Origin of the sequence: Promicromonospora panici (genome assembly GCF_900608595.1) — a bacterium.
GTDB lineage: Bacteria > Actinomycetota > Actinomycetes > Actinomycetales > Cellulomonadaceae > Promicromonospora > Promicromonospora panici.
Genome location: NZ_UWYY01000018.1, coordinates 47,920 through 62,096 on the forward strand (window position 1 = coordinate 47,920; position 14,177 = coordinate 62,096).

The following is a 14,177-nucleotide window of genomic DNA, read 5'->3' on the forward strand; positions in this document are numbered from 1 at the left end:
CGGCATGACGACGTTCCACGACCCGGCGCCCCACGACGGCCGGCCGGCCCACGACGGCCCGACGGCCGATCCCGTGTCGGCCGATCCCGTGGAGGTCACCGTCACGGCGTGCCCCGACGGGCCGCTCCTCGTGCGCGGCCCGGCGGCGATCCTTGGCCCGGACGGTGAGCCCGTGCCGCGCCGTCGGGCAACGGTGGCACTGTGCCGCTGCGGCGGCACCGCCGTCGCGCCCTGGTGCGACGGGACGCACAAGGTGAACGGCTACCGCTCCGGCGGCTGACCCTGCGGAGGCTCGCCCTCCGGAGGACGGACGCGGAACGCCCGCTCGCGCGCGTACGCGTGGAACCGGTCGAGCATCTCGATCTGCCGGTGGTCCAGCTCGACGAGCTCGTCGAGCTGCGCGGGGTCCAGACCGATCTCACCGGCGTGCTCCCGCAGGGTCTGCCAGCCGCCGATCTTGCCCACCACGACCGACCGCATGACCTCCGCCTCCAGCACCGCCGACATCGGCGACCGCTCGACGACCCGCCCGTTGAGCTTGAGCCGCCCCACCTTCTCGCCGAGCCACGCCGCCACCTGCCGGTGCCTGCGCATGGGCACCCCGAGGCGGTCGATCAGGTCGCGGTAGAGCTCGCGCTCGCCGCGCAGCTGCTCGGTGGCCTCGGCCAGCTCGGCATGGAAGGGCGTGTCCCGGTAGCGGCGCGTCATCAGCTCCATCCGCTCCAGCCCCGCCGTCGCGCCGGTGAGATGGTCGGAGAGGTACAGGCCGAACAGGGTGCGGTCCATCGAGTCCGGGATCCGCACGCCCCCGCGGTGCCGCAGCGGGATCACCGACGCGCCGGCCGGCCGCGGCGTCGCGGGGCGCAGGGGAGCGGAGCGCACCCCCTGCCCGACCGCCATGCCGGCGAGCAGCTCCTCGATCGCCTCGGCGGCGGTGTGCCGCGGCGCCCACCCGAGCTCGGACCTGATCCGCGTGGTGTCGAGCACCGGCACCGTCATCGCCATGTCGAGCCAGCCCGGGTCGGCGCGCACCAGGCGGCCGTCGTACGCCGCGGCCAGCGCGGCGCGCACGACGGCGGGAGGCAGCTCGACCAGACGGCCATGGCCCACGATCCGGGCGAGGTCCGCGCCGCGCAGCAGGTCGTCGGCCGCCACGTTGAACGCGCCGACGGCCCCCTCGACGATCACCCGCCGGTACGCGTCGGCGACGTCCGCCGCGTGCGCGGCCTGCACCCGCAGCCCGGCGGGCAGCGGCAGCACGGGCGGACGGCCCCGCTGCAGCAGCTGCACCGGTACGAGCGGCCCGAGGAAGTACCGCACCACCGACTGGGCGGCGTCGGCCTGGAAGGTGAGCGAGGGCCGCATGCGGGCCACGGCGAGGTCGGGGTGCTCGGCCTCCAGCTCGTCCAGCACCCGCTCCTGCGCCGCCTTGTCCACGCTGTAGTGCGACGTCGGTATACCTTCGGTGGGCCAGTCCTCGCGCCGCGGCTCGTCGTCGTCGGCGGGGGAGTAGGCCCCGACCGACGACGCGACGACCAGGTGCGGCACCCCGGCGCGCAGCACGGCCTCGGCCACCCGCCGGGTGCCCTCCACGTTGGTGCGGCGCAGCAGGTCGCGCTCGCGGTTCGGCTGGACGAGCCAGGCCAGGTGCACGACGACGTCCGCGCCGCGGAACTGCTCGGTCAGCTGTTCGACCACGGTCCCGTCCTCGGCCGCGAGGTCGACGGGCACCCACTCGGCGTGCCGGTAGGGCTCGGCGCTGCGGTCGGGCAGCCGCCGGGCCGTGCCCAGCACGGACGTGACCCGCGGCTCCTCGTGCAGCGCGCGCAGCAGCGCCGTCCCGACACTTCCCGTGGCTCCGACGACGACTGTGCGCATGGAGCCACCGTGACCCCGTGCCGGGGCACTCGCATCCGACGTCGGCCGGGGTGACCGATGCCGCCCCGCGGCGCGGGCGGCACCTCGCGTGTGCACGCGTGTTCGCCCATGCTGGCGGTATGCCCGGCACTACAGTGCAGCAAGTGAACCAGTCCGAGGACGGCGACCTCACGGTCGTCGGGCACGTGTGGGCGCTGCCCGGCTCGTCCCGTGCGGTCGTGCCCCGCGCCGTGGTGCTCGTGCACGGCGTGGGCTCGTCGTCACGCGCGTACGCCAAGCTCGCGGACCGCCTCGTGGCGCACGGCGAGGTGCACGCCGTCGACCTGCCGGGTTTCGGCGCGTCACCGCACCTGCGGCGCGACGTCACGATCCCCGAGCACGCGGCGGCCGTCGCGCGGTACATCCGGGAGCACATCACGGGCGCCGGGCTGCCGGCGCCGGTCGTCGTCGGCCACTCGATGGGATCCCAGGTCGTGGGCCAGCTGCTCGCCGACCATCCCGAGGCGGCGTCCGTCGGTGTCCTCGTCGGCCCGACGGCGGAGCCCGGCACGCGCACCATCCCGCGCCAGGCCGTGCGCCTGGCCGTCGACGCCGTCGGCGAGCCGCCGCGCACGCTCGGCGTCCTGATCGTGGATGCCCTGGTGCGCTGCAGCGTGCCGTACTACCTCGGGCAGCTGCATCACGTCGTCGACCACCGGCTGGAGGACGTGCTGCCCCGCTCCACCGTCCCGGTCGTCGTGGTGCGCGGCGAGCGCGACCCCGTGGCGCCCGAGCACTGGGCCGAGACGCTCGCGGCGAGCGCCCCGTCCGGGCAGCACCGCACCGTACGCGGCCGGCACCACGCCATGGACGCGGACCCCGAAGGCGTCGCCGAGATCGTGCTCGAGGCGTGGCGGGTGGCGGGACGGGGCATCGGGTGACGGAACGACGGCGCTCCCCGGGCGGGGCGCTCGCCCGCCTGGGCGCCTGGGCCGCCGACTACGCCTGGGCCACCGACCGGCAGCTACGGCACCTCATGGGACGCTCCCGGCTGCCCGCGGGGCCGAGGGCCGGGCCCGGGTCTGGCTCGGGATCGGGGACTGGCCCTGGCAGGGCGCCCGTCGTGCTCCTGCCCGGCATCTACGAGACCTGGGAGTTCCTGGGCTCCGTGGCGGACGCGTTGGCCCGCGCCGGCCATCCCGTCCACGCCGTCCCGGGCCTGAAGCACAACGCCCGGCCCGTTCCCGAGGCCGCCGACATCGTGGCCGAGCACCTGGAGCGGACCGGCCTGACCGGGGCCGTGCTCGTGGCGCACAGCAAGGGCGGCCTCATCGGCAAGCACGTGATGCTCTCGGCCGTGAGCGACCGGGTGCTCGGCATGGTCGCGATCGCCACCCCGTTCGCCGGCTCGCGCTGGGCGCGATACATGCTCTCGCGCGCGCTGCGCTCGTTCGACCCACGAGACCCGGCGCTCCTGGCGCTCGCGGGCGAGCTGCTCGTCAACGAGCGCATCACCGCCGTCTACCCCACGTTCGACCCGCACATCCCCGAGACCGGTCACCTGGCCGGCGCACGGAACATCGAGCTGCCCCTGTCGGGCCACTTCCGGCCGCTGGGCCATCCGTTGCTGGTGCAGACGGTGGTGCGCGAGGTCTCGCGGGTCGAGACGGAGCACGCGATCGGCTGATGGCGGACGGGTCGGTCGGGCAGTTACGGCGGATCGGCCGCGGCGTGGTCCACTGGTATGTGCTCACCGTCCGTCACAGCTCCTCGCGCCGGCTCGACGTCGGCCTGACGCTCGGGCCGCTCGGGCACGGACCCGCGGACCCCACGTTCCACCGGGCCGCGGACGGCACCGTCTGGCGGACGTCGCTGCTGCGGACCGGCCCGGTGACGCAGCGGTTCGTGCCGGCGGGGCCGCACGAGGTGGTGGTGCACCTGTGGGGCGACGGCGCCCGGGAGGCCGCGGAGTCGCTGCCGGAGCTGCTCGGCGAGGACGACGACGTCACGGGCTTCGAGCCGCCCCCGCAGGTGCAGGACGCCCACCGCCGCGCCGTCGGGGTGCGGATGCCGCGCAGCGGCCGGGTGCTGGAGGCACTGGTGCCCGCCGTGCTGGAGCAACGGGTGCAGACGGTGACCGCGCACCGGGCGTGGCGAGCGCTCGTGCGGCGGTACGGCACGCGGGCCCCCGGCCCGGCGCCGGAGCGTGTGCGGGGCGGGATGTGGGTGGTCCCCGACGCGCGCACCTGGACCCGCGTGCCCGTGTGGGACTGGCACCGCGCCGGCGTCGACCCCGGGCGGGCCCGCACCGTGGCGCGGTGTGCGCTGGTCGCCCCGCGGCTGGAGGAAGCGTGCGCGATGGCGCCCGCGGAGGCCCGCTCGCGGCTCGAGAAGGTGCAGGGCATCGGGGTGTGGACGTCGGCGGAGGTGGCGCAGCGGGCGTTCGGCGACCCGGACGCCGTCTCCGTGGGCGACTTCCACCTGCCGGCTGCGGTCGGCTGGGCGCTGACCGGCGAGCGCACCGACGACGACGGCATGCTGCGCCTGCTGGCGCCGTACGCCCCGCACCGGCACCGGGTGGTCCGGCTCCTCATGCTGGACGGCCGCCACCGGGCACCGCGGCGCGGCCCGAAGACGCCGATCGTGGACTACCGGGCCTTCTGAACGTGGTCCCCTGAGCTGTGTGCAGGCGCGTGAGGGCAGGCGCTGAGTTCGGTCCTTCGCAGGCCTCGCGATACGCCTGATCCAAAGGACCGAAGTCGCCCGCGCCTCAGCGGAGAGAACCGCCCGAACTCATCGGTCGGCGCCACCGTCGACGGCCTGCCACCACCGCCGTCGGCCCTTCTACGACACCCAGCGCACGCCCGCCGGGACCGTGAATGCCTGTTCACCGGCCCCGGCGAGCAGTCGCATCAGCCCGCGCGCGGCCGGGGACATCGGACGGCGCGGGTCGTGGACCAGGCAGATGTCGCGCTCGACCACGGGGTCGACCAGCGGCCGGGCGACGACCTCGGTGAACGCCATCATCGGCAGCACCAGGCTCGGCACCGCCGAGACGCCGAGGCCCGAGGCGACGAGCCCCGCAACCGCCACGACGTTGCGGGCCTCCGTCACCAGCCCGGGTCGGATGCCCCGGCCGACCAGCACGCCGTCGACATACGACCGGATGCTGGAGATGCGCTCGAAGGCGACGAACGGTTCCCCGGCGAGGTCCGCCCAGGCGACCTCGTCGCGGCCGGCCAGCCGGTGGCCCGGCGGCATGACGCATGTGAACCGGTCCGCCGCGACGTGCCGCACCGCCAGCGACGCGGGGACCGACGTGGACACCGTGGCAGCCAGGTCCACGGCGCCGCTGGCCACGAGGTCCAGCACCTCCTCGGAGAAGCCGTCGTGCACCGAGACGGCGACCTCGGGATGCGTCCGCCGGTAGGCGGCGAGGACCGCGGGCAGCATCGAGGCGGCCAGCGACGGGAGGGCCGCCACCGAGACGGACCCCCGGGTGCCCGCGAGGTAGCCCTCGAAGTGGTTGAGCGCGGTGTCGAACTCCGCGATGAGCCGCCGGGCGGTCGCGAGGAACTCCGCGCCGTCCACCGTGGGGCGCACCGACCGGGTGGTCCGGTCGAAGACCGGGACGCCGATCCGGTGCTCGACCTCCTGCACGGTCCGGCTCAGCGACGACTGCGCCACCCGGAGCTCCCGGGCGGCCGCGGTGTAGCCCCCGGCGTCCGCCACCGCGACCACCGCCCTCAGGTGCCGCAGCGTGAGATCGATGCTCATGGCGCATCAATCTATCGGGAACTGGTGTTGGACCACGGTCGGTGGTCGCGGACACACTCGACTGGTCGCCGCTGCGGACGGCACCTCCATCCAGTTCCTCCATCCAGATCCCTCCATCTAGATACAAGGGCGTATCGATGATTTCGTTGCTGGGTTTCCTCACCGTCGGGGTCATCCTGACGCTGCTCCTCACCAACCGCGTGACCGCCGTCGTGGCGCTGGCGGGTGTGCCGGTGCTGACAGCGCTCGTCGCGGGCTTCACGCCCACCGAGATCGGCGGGTTCGTCGCCGAGGGCCTCGGCGGCGTCGTCGGGGTGACCGCCATGTTCATCTTCGCGATCGTCTACTTCGGTCTCATGCGCGACGCCGGGATGTTCGACCCGATCATCCGCCGGCTGGTCGCGTTCGCGGGGAGCGCGCCCGTGACGATCTGCCTCGCCACGACCGCGCTCGCCATGGCCGCGCACCTGGACGGCGCCGGCGCCACGACGTTCCTCATCACCATCCCGGCGATGCTGCCGCTCTTCGACCGGCTCGGGATGAGCCGGCTGGTGCTCACCACCTGCGTGGGCCTCGGCGCGGGCGTGATGAACCTCGTGCCGTGGGGCGGCCCCACCGCCCGGGCCGCCGCGACCACCGGTGTCCCCGCGAACGACCTCTGGGTCCCGCTCATCCCGGCCCAGATCGCGGGCGCGATCGCCGTCCTGGGCATCGCCTGGTTCCTTGGCGTGCGCGAGCAGCGCCGGCTCCGGGCGGCCGCGGGCTCCGTCGCCGACGCGCCGCTGGCCGCCGTCGGTGCGGCAGGGGTGGCGGACGCTTCGGGCCGGTCGGGCACCTCGTCGTCCGGAACCTCGTCGTCGGACGGCGACGCGGGCACAACCGCACGCTCCGGCGAGGTCTCCCGGGGCGACGGCGCCGCGGTGCCGGCGGGCGAGGCGAACGACGCGGACGACGCGGACGACGCGGATGACACCGCCGAGCTGCGCCGTCCCCGGCTGCTCTGGTTCAACGTCGTGCTGACCGTCGCGCTCATCGCGGGGCTCGTCGCCGGCGTCGCGCCGCCGGAGGCGCTCTTCCTGATCGGCGTCGTCGTCGCGCTGGTCGTGAACTACGCGGGCCTGGCCCGGCAGACCGCACGCATCGAGGCCCACGCCCGCGGCGCGATGCTGATGGCCACCACGCTCTTGGCCGCCGGGGTGTTCCTCGGGATCCTGGAGGGCAGCGGCATGATCGAGGCCATGGCCTCGACGGCCGCGGGTGCGCTGCCCGACGCCGTCGCGCCGGCCCTGCCCCTGATCGTCGGCGTGCTCGGCGTCCCGCTGAGCCTCGTGTTCGGGCCGGACCCGTACTACTTCGGCGTGCTGCCGGTGCTGATCGGCGTCGGCGAGCAGGTCGGGATCTCGGGCGCCGACCTCGCGCAGGCGTCGATCCTGGGGGAGGAGACCGTCGGGTTCCCGATCAGCCCGCTGACCGGCTCGTTCTACCTGCTGGTCGGCCTCGCCGGCGTCGACATCGGCAAGCACATCCGCCACCTCATCGGCTGGGCGTGGCTGGTCTCCGTGGTGATGCTCGTCGTCGCGGTCGCCACCGGCGTCATCCCGCTGTGGGCCGCATGACCGCAGCGGGCAGCATGACCGGAGCGAGCGGTACGGATGGCGGGACGGTCCGGCTGGGCGCCGGCGCCGGGTTCGCCGGCGACCGGATCGACCCCGCCGTGGAGCTGGCCCGCCACGGCGAGCTCGACTACCTCGTGTTCGAGTGCCTCGGCGAACGCACCGTCGCTGCAGCCCAGGTCCGGCGTCTGGCCGACCCGTCCGGCGGCTACGACTCGCTGCTCGCCGCCCGGATGCGGGCTGTGCTGCCGGTCCTCGCGGCAGGCGCGGTCGCCGGCACCCGCTCTCGAACCGGCAGGCACACCCGCATCGTCACCAACTCGGGCGCCGCGAACCCGCTCGCCGCGGGCCGCCGCACGGCCGCGGTCGCGCGGGAGCTGGGCCTGTCCGCCCGGGTCGGGGTCGTCACCGGCGACGACGTGCTCGACGTCGTCCGGCGCCTGGACCCGGTCGTCTGGGAGACCGGCGAACCTCTGTCGGCCGCCCCGGAGGAGCTGGTCTCGGCGAACGCCTACCTCGGCGCGGACGGCGTCCGGCGCGCCCTCGACGAGGACGCCGACGTCGTGGTGACCGGCCGGGTCGCCGACCCCGCGCTCTACCTGGGCCCGCTGCTGCACGAGTTCGGCTGGGCGCAGGACGACTGGCCGACGCTCGCCGCGGGCACCGTCGTCGGGCACCTGCTGGAGTGCGCGGGGCAGCTCACCGGCGGGTACTTCGCGGACCCGGGCACCAAGCCCGTCCCCGGGCTGGCCCGGCTGGGATTCCCCTTCGCGGACGTCGGGTCCGACGGCGGCGCCCGGCTGAGCAAGCTCGCCGGCAGCGGCGGCCTGCTGACCACGCGGACGTGCACCGAGCAGCTGCTCTACGAGGTCGACCGGCCGGACGCCTACCTGACCCCCGACGTGACCGCCGACTTCACGGCGGTGCGCCTCGCGGCCGACGGCACGGACGCCGTCCGGGTCACGGGCGGCGCGGGCGGTCCGCGGCCCGACGACCTGAAGGTCACGCTCGGGTTCCGCGGCGGCTGGCAGGGCGAGGGCCAGATCAGCTACGCGGGCCCTCGGGCGCTGGCCCGCGCCCGGCTCGCTGGCGAGATCGTGCGGGAGCGGCTGGTGAACGTGCACGGCCTCGCGGCGGACGCGATCGGGGTCGAGCTGATCGGCGCGGGCGCGGCCTTCCGCGGCCTCGCGCCCGAGACCGACCCGCTGGAGGTGCGCCTGAGGGTCTCCGCCCGGGCGTCCGGCGCCGAGCAGGCGGACGCCGTCGGCTGGGAGGTCGAGTCCCTGTACACGAACGGCCCGGCCGGGGGCGGCGGGGCCCGGAAGAGTGCCCAGGAGACGGTGCTCGTCCGGTCGTGCCTGGTGCCGCGCGACCTGGTCGCGTCGTCGGTGACGGTGCTGGAGGCCTGATGGGAGGACTGCCGATGGGAGAGCGGGCGATGGGACAGCCGCCTATGGGACGCCTGCTGGTCGACGACCTCGCCGACGTCCGCGCGGGCGACAAGGGCGACACCCTCATCCTCGCCGTGCTCCCGCGCGAGGCGGCGCACTACGTCGTGCTGGAGCGCACCCTGACCGCGCAGGCGGTGGCCCGCCACTTCGGCCGGCCCGACGACGTCACGCGGACCGTCCTGCCGCACCTGCCCGCGCTGGTGTTCCGCCTGCCGGCGATCCTCGGCGGTGGCGTGACCGGCTATCCCGGGCTCGACGGTCACGGCAAGACCCTCGGGTACCACCTGCTCATGTTCCCGGTCGAGAGCTGACCGGCTCTGCGCTCTCCGATCGAACTCTGCCGATCGAACCCCGCCGATCGAACCCCGCCCTGCGAAGGAGAACGACGATGTTCACCAGTGCACGTTCCGCCGGCCTGCGATGGCTCGCGATCACCGCGTCGGCGGCTGTGGCGGCCACGACCGCCCTGCTGCCGGCCTCGGCCGCCACGTCCTCCGCCTCGGCGCCCGCCTCGGTGCCCGGCTCGGCGCCCGACGATGCAGCCCCGCCCGACGACCCGTTCTTCACCTACTCCCGGCCCGCGGAGTACGACGTCGTGCGCGAGGACGTCACGGTGCCGGTGCGGGACGGCAGCCACCTGGTGTGCCAGCTGTACCGCCCGGGGATCTCCCCGACAGCCCCGGCCGAGGGTACGTACCCCGGGATCGTCTACGAGTTCACCGCCTACGCCCAGAACGCCGAGGCGTTCGGCGAGGGCGCGCGGTACTTCGTGGAGCGCGGGTACAACGCGCTGGTCTGCCAGGCGCGCGGCTCCGGTGACTCGCCCGGCACGCTCGACCCCTTCGGCCCGCAGGAGCAGCGCGACAACTACGACGTGATCGAGTGGCTCGCGGCGCACCCGGCGTCGACGGGCGACATCGGGCAGATGGGGGTCAGCTACGGCGGGCACAGCACGCTGCTGGCCGCCGTCAACCAGCCGCCGCACCTGCGGGCGATCATCCCGATCAACGCGATCCACGACTGGTACGAGAACACGATCTACCGCGGCGGCATCCCCAACGCGGCGATCCGGGACTGGCAGCGGAGCACCGCGCCCGACACCTTGGTGACCTATCCGCGGCACCCGCTGTACGACGACTTCTGGCGCGAGCGCAGCGTGATGTCCCGCTGGGACCGGCTGACGATCCCGACGCTGGAGATCAACGGCTGGTACGACCGGTACCGCGACGGCATGGTGAAGAACTACCAGGCCCGGCCCGACAACGTCTGGCTGGTGAGCGGCCCGTGGCAGCACGGGTACCCCGAGGGGCAGCCCGCCGACATCGGCCGCGGCGGCTACCTCGCGTGGTGGGACCGCTGGCTCCGGCACGACGACGGGGCGCCGCTCCCGGAGGCGCGGGTGATGTCGTACGAGGTGCCCGGCAGCGGCTGGCACCAGTTCGACGAGTGGCCGCCCGCCCAGGCCCGGGACGTGACGCTCGCGCTCACGCGCGGCGGGTCGCTCTCGACGTCGTCCGGGCGGCCGGGCCGCGCGGGGCCCGGGACCACCACGTTCGAGGTCAACACCGATCCTGCTTCGCCCGCACCCGGGGAGCAGCTGCTCTTCGCGACCGCCCCGGTGCGTGACGACGTCGTCCTGGCGGGCAGCCCGCGCGCCGAGATCCGCGCGGCGTTCACGGCCACGGACGGCAACATCGCCGCGATCGTCTACGACGAGGCGCCCGACGGCACCCGCACCCGGATCACCCAGGGCTGGCTCAAGGCGAGCCACCGGCAGTCGCATGCCGAGCCGGTGCCGGTCGAGCCGGGCAGGACGTACACGCTGGGCGTGCACGTCTGGCCCACCCACTACCGGCTCGACGCCGGGCACCGCCTGGTGCTGCGGGTCTCCAGCGACGACTACCCGGAGATCGACTCGGTGGCACCGACCGGAGTCGTCTCGGTGCGGGTCGGCGCGCGCGGCTCGACCCTGACCGTCCCGGTGCTGGAGGGTTCGCTGCGCTGAGGGCCCTGCGGCCCATCGATCAGGAATCGAGAAGCCCGACCTCGTCGTCGCGCATAACTTGGGAACCACTACCAGCGACCGAAGGGATCCACGCACGATGAGCGACACCTCGAAGACCAACGACCAGCGCGCCGACTCCCGAGCCGATCATCCGGCGGGGACGTTCTCCGAGCAGGAGCGTGCCGCGATGAAGGCGCGCGCCGCGGAGCTGAAGGCGGAGGCGCGCGGCAGCCGCGCCGAGAAGAAGGCGGCCAAGGACGAGGCGGCCTGCCTGTCCAAGATCGCCGACATGGCGTCGCCGGACCGGGAGGTGGCCACCCGCGTGCACGACATCGTCACCAACACCGCCCCGGAGCTGGCGCCGACGACCTGGTACGGGCAGCCCGCCTACGCGAAGGACGGCAAGGTGGTGTGCTTCTTCCGCAGCGGGCTGCTGGACAAGGAGCGCTACTCGACGCTGGGGTTCAGCGTCGAGGCGAACCTTGACGAGGACGGCGGCCTGTGGCCGACGTCGTACGCCGTGGCCGGGCTGGACGATGCGGGCGAGGCCACGATCGCGGAGCTGGTCAGGAAGGCTTTGCGCTGACGCGGCGGGCGCTCAGAGGCTCTGCGGAAAGTCGAAGACCCGGTCCGGGTCGTACCGTCGCTTGAGCCGCTCGAGGCGGTCCGCCGCTGACCCGTAGTACGCGCGGCGCCAGTCCGGGAGGCGAGGATCGAAGTCGTTCTGATACGCCTCCCCGGAGGCGTACGGCCGCATGGCGGAGTGGATCGCACCCAGCCATTCCTCGGCGGCGGCAGCAGCATCGGCATCGGCCGGCGTCGGGCGACCGACGCCCGCGTCGTCGAACGGGTCCCAGCTCGCCTCGTACTGCGCGAGAAAGCGGTGGTGGCGATGGACGAACGCCGTCTCGTGCGCGGGCCGCCGGTTCATCGCGCCGCCCATGGCGACGGCAGCCATGGACGCATCGACGTCGGCAGGGGCGTTCTCCACGGTCGTGATCGCCGCACCGATCGCCTCGGCGGGAAGCGACGCCGCGACGAAGTCGCTCCGGACGTCGTAGCACGGCCGGTCGGCCGGCCCGGGTATGTCCCCGGCGAACCGCCGGATCGTGTCGAAGTGCGGCTCGGTGCGGACCCCGTGGCGGGTGCGGCCGTCGGGGAGGGCCGCCAGCCGCGCGGCGAGGTCGTCGTGGCCGCCGAGCCCGAAGGCGACGACGGAGACCGAGGGGCCGCTCGCGTCCTTCTGGAGACGCAGGGCCGACCACATCTCGTCCGGCAGTTCGGGTGCCCAGTCCTGCCACGCGGCCAGCACGTCGGCCGCCCGCGACCACGGCCACGCCAGGTCCGCGGACGAGGACTCGTGGACGGCGTGCGTGCTCAGCCGCAGCTCCGTGACAACACCGAAGCTACCGTTCCCCGCGCCGCGCAGCGCCCAGAACAGATCGGGTTCCTGGTCCGGGCCGCAGGTCCGGACCGTGCCGTCCGCCGTCACCACGGTCGCCTCGAGGAGGTTGTCGCACGAGAGGCCGTACGCTCGCGACAGCAGGCCGTGCCCACCGCCGAGCGTCAGCCCCGATACGCCGACTGACGGGCAGGTGCCGCCGGAGATCGTGACGCCGTGCTCGGCGAGCACCGCATAGACGTCGCCGAGGCATGCACCGGCGCCGACGAGGGCGGCGCCCGGCTGGACGGTGATGTCGTCCATCCGTCGTACGTCGACGACCAGCCGGCCGTTCCCGCTGGACCAGCCGGCGTAGGAGTGGCCACCGCTCCGGACCGCCGGCGGTATGCCGTGTGCCCGGGCGAACCTCAGGCACTCCGCGACGTCGGCGGCCGAGGTCACGAAGGCGACAGCAGCCGGGCGGACGTCGTCGAACCGGCGGTTGAACAGCCGGCTCGCCTCGGCGTACCCGGCGGCGTCGGGCCGCAGCACCTCGCCGCCGATCGAGTGCTCCAGAGCCCGCCACGCGCTCGCGCTCGCCGCGCCGGACGCCGTCGTGTCCGAAGTCGTCGTGATGTGCGGTCTGCGGTGCGGCCGGTCTCGTGTCATGCCTGCCGATTCTGCCCGGGTCAGGAACCCAGGGCCTGCTGACGACGCAGCGCCAGGGCCTCCTCCACGCGTCGCACGTCACGCGGGTACACGCGATAGAGGGCACCGAGGACCAGTGCGTTCACGAGCATCAGGCCGACGAGGATCCACAGGAACACGGACTGGATGCCCAGTGAGTTCGCCAGCTGTCCTGCGCCGAGGGAGAACATTGCCCAGCCGATGGTCTCGAACACGGTGATGAAGATGGCGAACGCCTGGCCGCGCAGCTCGGGGACGATCACCGAGGCCACGATCGGCCGGTTGACCGGCGGGTTCAGGCCCTGGGCGATGCCCATCAGCGCCCAGAAGACCCCGTAGACCTCGATCCGCTCGTGGTCGAACTGCGTCCCGAAGAAGGCGGCGAGCGCGAACGCGACCTGCGCGGCCTGGATGTAGACGATGCGGCCCCGGTTCGGCAGGACGGCGTCCAGGCGGCCGACGATCCAGCCTCCGCCGAGCGTCCCGGCGACGTAGCCGACGCCGAAGGGGATCAGGACGACCGCCGCGGTCGGATTGTCGAAGCCGCGCTCGGTGACGAGGAACTGGATCCCGAAGACGCCGATCAGCAGGTGCCCCGACAGCAGCCGCGAGGCCATCATGATCGAGAACGTGGGGACGCGGAACAGGCCCAGCACCTCGCGGACGGAGACGCGGCGCCGCACCCGCTGCTCCTCGGAGATGTCCGTCAGCTGGGCCTCGGAGGCGCCCACCCCGGGGTCCTTGAACACCAGCGCCTGGGCCAGGGCGGCCAGCAGGCAGATGACGCCGACGGTGAACAGCCCGTACCGCCACCCGTCCGGGTCGCGGGTGAACAGGGCCAGCGCCGGCCCGAGGAACGCGGACACGGCGCTGATGGCCCCGTAGTAGTAGCTGATCGCGCGGCCGCGGCTCCGGTCGTCGAAGCTGTCCATGATGACGGCGTTCGCGATCGGCGCCCCGCCGATGATGGACGCCGCCAGCAGCGTGTTGAGGATCAGCAGCTGTGCGAAGTCCTGCGCGAATCCCGAGGCGATGCCGAAGACGCCGCCCAGCACCGACGTGAGCACGAGGACGAACTTCCGCGACGTCCTGGTCCCCAGCCACACCCACATCGGCCCGGCGGGAGCGGAGACCAGCTTGCCGAGCGCGGCGAGCGTACCGAGGTGACCGCTGTCGAGCCGCAGCGCGGCGGCGATCGCCGGGAACAGGGTGCTGGTGAGGCTGTTCTCGGTGTTGTCGACGATCGTCGCCCCGGTCAGCACCGACAGGTTGCGCCATCGGTAGGGCACTTTCACAGGGCTCGCGGCGGGGGTCGTGCGGCTGGACGTGGGGTCCGGCGTCGGGCCTGAGGCTGGTTCCGAGGCGGGCGCCGCAGAGGTGGGCTGAGTCATCAGGGTTCCTGTCGT

Annotated in this window: 13 protein-coding genes; 9 read left to right on the forward strand and 4 right to left on the reverse strand. The window is 73.9% G+C overall.

The features are described from left to right. Positions 1-4: 4 nt before the first annotated feature. On the forward strand, positions 5-280 hold the full coding sequence (locus EW117_RS20710; RefSeq protein ID WP_129788599.1) for a CDGSH iron-sulfur domain-containing protein: 276 nt from the start codon (positions 5-7) through the stop codon (positions 278-280). Here EW117_RS20710 and EW117_RS20715 read toward each other — a convergent pair. After that, positions 262-1,878 carry an NAD-dependent epimerase/dehydratase family protein gene (locus EW117_RS20715; protein WP_129788600.1) on the reverse strand — a complete coding sequence of 539 codons (1,617 nt, stop codon included), beginning with the start codon at positions 1,876-1,878 and terminating at the stop codon, positions 262-264. The genes EW117_RS20710 and EW117_RS20715 overlap by 19 nt on opposite strands. Before the next feature lie 143 nt (positions 1,879-2,021). Here EW117_RS20715 and EW117_RS20720 point away from each other — a divergent pair, with 143 nt between their 5' ends. Genes EW117_RS20720 through EW117_RS20730 form a run of 3 tightly spaced genes read left to right on the forward strand, consistent with a single transcriptional unit; the run spans position 2,022 to position 4,521 of the window. Continuing rightward, positions 2,022-2,798 carry an alpha/beta fold hydrolase gene (locus EW117_RS20720; RefSeq protein WP_165362797.1) on the forward strand — a complete coding sequence of 259 codons (777 nt, stop codon included), beginning with the start codon at positions 2,022-2,024 and terminating at the stop codon, positions 2,796-2,798. After that, complete coding sequence (locus tag EW117_RS20725; protein WP_129788602.1) at positions 2,795-3,544, forward strand: esterase/lipase family protein; 750 nt, start codon at positions 2,795-2,797, stop codon at positions 3,542-3,544. The genes EW117_RS20720 and EW117_RS20725 overlap by 4 nt, the downstream gene beginning before the upstream one ends. Next, a complete protein-coding gene (locus tag EW117_RS20730) occupies positions 3,544-4,521 on the forward strand; it encodes a DNA-3-methyladenine glycosylase family protein (protein WP_242504414.1) in 978 nt (325 codons plus the stop codon). The genes EW117_RS20725 and EW117_RS20730 overlap by 1 nt, the downstream gene beginning before the upstream one ends. A gap of 180 nt (positions 4,522-4,701) precedes the next feature. On the opposite strand, the gene EW117_RS20735 is transcribed toward EW117_RS20730, so the two are convergent. Beyond that, positions 4,702-5,634, reverse strand: a complete 933-nt coding sequence (locus EW117_RS20735; RefSeq protein WP_129788603.1) for a LysR family transcriptional regulator — start codon at positions 5,632-5,634, stop codon at positions 4,702-4,704. 137 nt (positions 5,635-5,771) lie between these two features. Here EW117_RS20735 and EW117_RS20740 point away from each other — a divergent pair, with 137 nt between their 5' ends. The 5 genes from EW117_RS20740 to EW117_RS20760 all read left to right on the forward strand — a co-directional run bounded on the left by EW117_RS20740 (position 5,772) and on the right by EW117_RS20760 (position 11,289). Beyond that, a complete protein-coding gene (locus tag EW117_RS20740; RefSeq protein WP_129788604.1) occupies positions 5,772-7,250 on the forward strand; it encodes a CitMHS family transporter in 1,479 nt (492 codons plus the stop codon). Beyond that, on the forward strand, positions 7,247-8,656 hold the full coding sequence (locus EW117_RS20745; protein ID WP_277986481.1) for an acyclic terpene utilization AtuA family protein: 1,410 nt from the start codon (positions 7,247-7,249) through the stop codon (positions 8,654-8,656). Before EW117_RS20740 ends, EW117_RS20745 begins: the two co-directional genes overlap by 4 nt. Positions 8,657-8,685: 29 nt before the next feature. Then, entirely contained in the window at positions 8,686-9,009 is a 324-nt protein-coding gene (locus EW117_RS20750; RefSeq protein ID WP_242504415.1) for an AtuA-related protein, read from the forward strand. Positions 9,010-9,086: 77 nt separating this feature from the next. Beyond that, a complete protein-coding gene (locus tag EW117_RS20755; RefSeq protein ID WP_129788605.1) occupies positions 9,087-10,703 on the forward strand; it encodes a CocE/NonD family hydrolase in 1,617 nt (538 codons plus the stop codon). A gap of 97 nt (positions 10,704-10,800) precedes the next feature. Continuing rightward, positions 10,801-11,289 carry a DUF1801 domain-containing protein gene (locus EW117_RS20760; protein ID WP_129788606.1) on the forward strand — a complete coding sequence of 163 codons (489 nt, stop codon included), beginning with the start codon at positions 10,801-10,803 and terminating at the stop codon, positions 11,287-11,289. Between the two features lie 12 nt (positions 11,290-11,301). Here the strand turns inward: EW117_RS20760 and EW117_RS20765 are convergent, their stop codons facing one another. Together EW117_RS20765 and EW117_RS20770 are read right to left on the reverse strand one after the other, a co-directional pair. After that, positions 11,302-12,753, reverse strand: coding sequence for an FAD-binding oxidoreductase (locus EW117_RS20765; RefSeq protein ID WP_129788607.1), 1,452 nt, complete (start codon positions 12,751-12,753; stop codon positions 11,302-11,304). A gap of 20 nt (positions 12,754-12,773) precedes the next feature. Then, positions 12,774-14,162, reverse strand: coding sequence for an MFS transporter (locus tag EW117_RS20770; RefSeq protein WP_129788608.1), 1,389 nt, complete (start codon positions 14,160-14,162; stop codon positions 12,774-12,776). Positions 14,163-14,177 lie beyond the last annotated feature (15 nt).

Bases quoted from the DNA above. Each gene is read 5' to 3' on its own strand.
- EW117_RS20750 (WP_242504415.1), top strand. From the start codon at position 8,686: ATGGGACAGCCGCCTATGGGACGCCTGCTGGTCGACGACCTCGCCGAC.
- EW117_RS20730 (WP_242504414.1), top strand. From the start codon at position 3,544: ATGGCGGACGGGTCGGTCGGGCAGTTACGGCGGATCGGCCGCGGCGTG.
- EW117_RS20760 (WP_129788606.1), top strand. From the start codon at position 10,801: ATGAGCGACACCTCGAAGACCAACGACCAGCGCGCCGACTCCCGAGCC.
- EW117_RS20765 (WP_129788607.1), bottom strand. From the start codon at position 12,753: ATGACACGAGACCGGCCGCACCGCAGACCGCACATCACGACGACTTCG.
- EW117_RS20745 (WP_277986481.1), top strand. From the start codon at position 7,247: ATGACCGCAGCGGGCAGCATGACCGGAGCGAGCGGTACGGATGGCGGG.
- EW117_RS20710 (WP_129788599.1), top strand. From the start codon at position 5: ATGACGACGTTCCACGACCCGGCGCCCCACGACGGCCGGCCGGCCCAC.
- EW117_RS20755 (WP_129788605.1), top strand. From the start codon at position 9,087: ATGTTCACCAGTGCACGTTCCGCCGGCCTGCGATGGCTCGCGATCACC.
- EW117_RS20770 (WP_129788608.1), bottom strand. From the start codon at position 14,162: ATGACTCAGCCCACCTCTGCGGCGCCCGCCTCGGAACCAGCCTCAGGC.
- EW117_RS20740 (WP_129788604.1), top strand. From the start codon at position 5,772: ATGATTTCGTTGCTGGGTTTCCTCACCGTCGGGGTCATCCTGACGCTG.
- EW117_RS20715 (WP_129788600.1), bottom strand. From the start codon at position 1,878: ATGCGCACAGTCGTCGTCGGAGCCACGGGAAGTGTCGGGACGGCGCTG.
- EW117_RS20735 (WP_129788603.1), bottom strand. From the start codon at position 5,634: ATGAGCATCGATCTCACGCTGCGGCACCTGAGGGCGGTGGTCGCGGTG.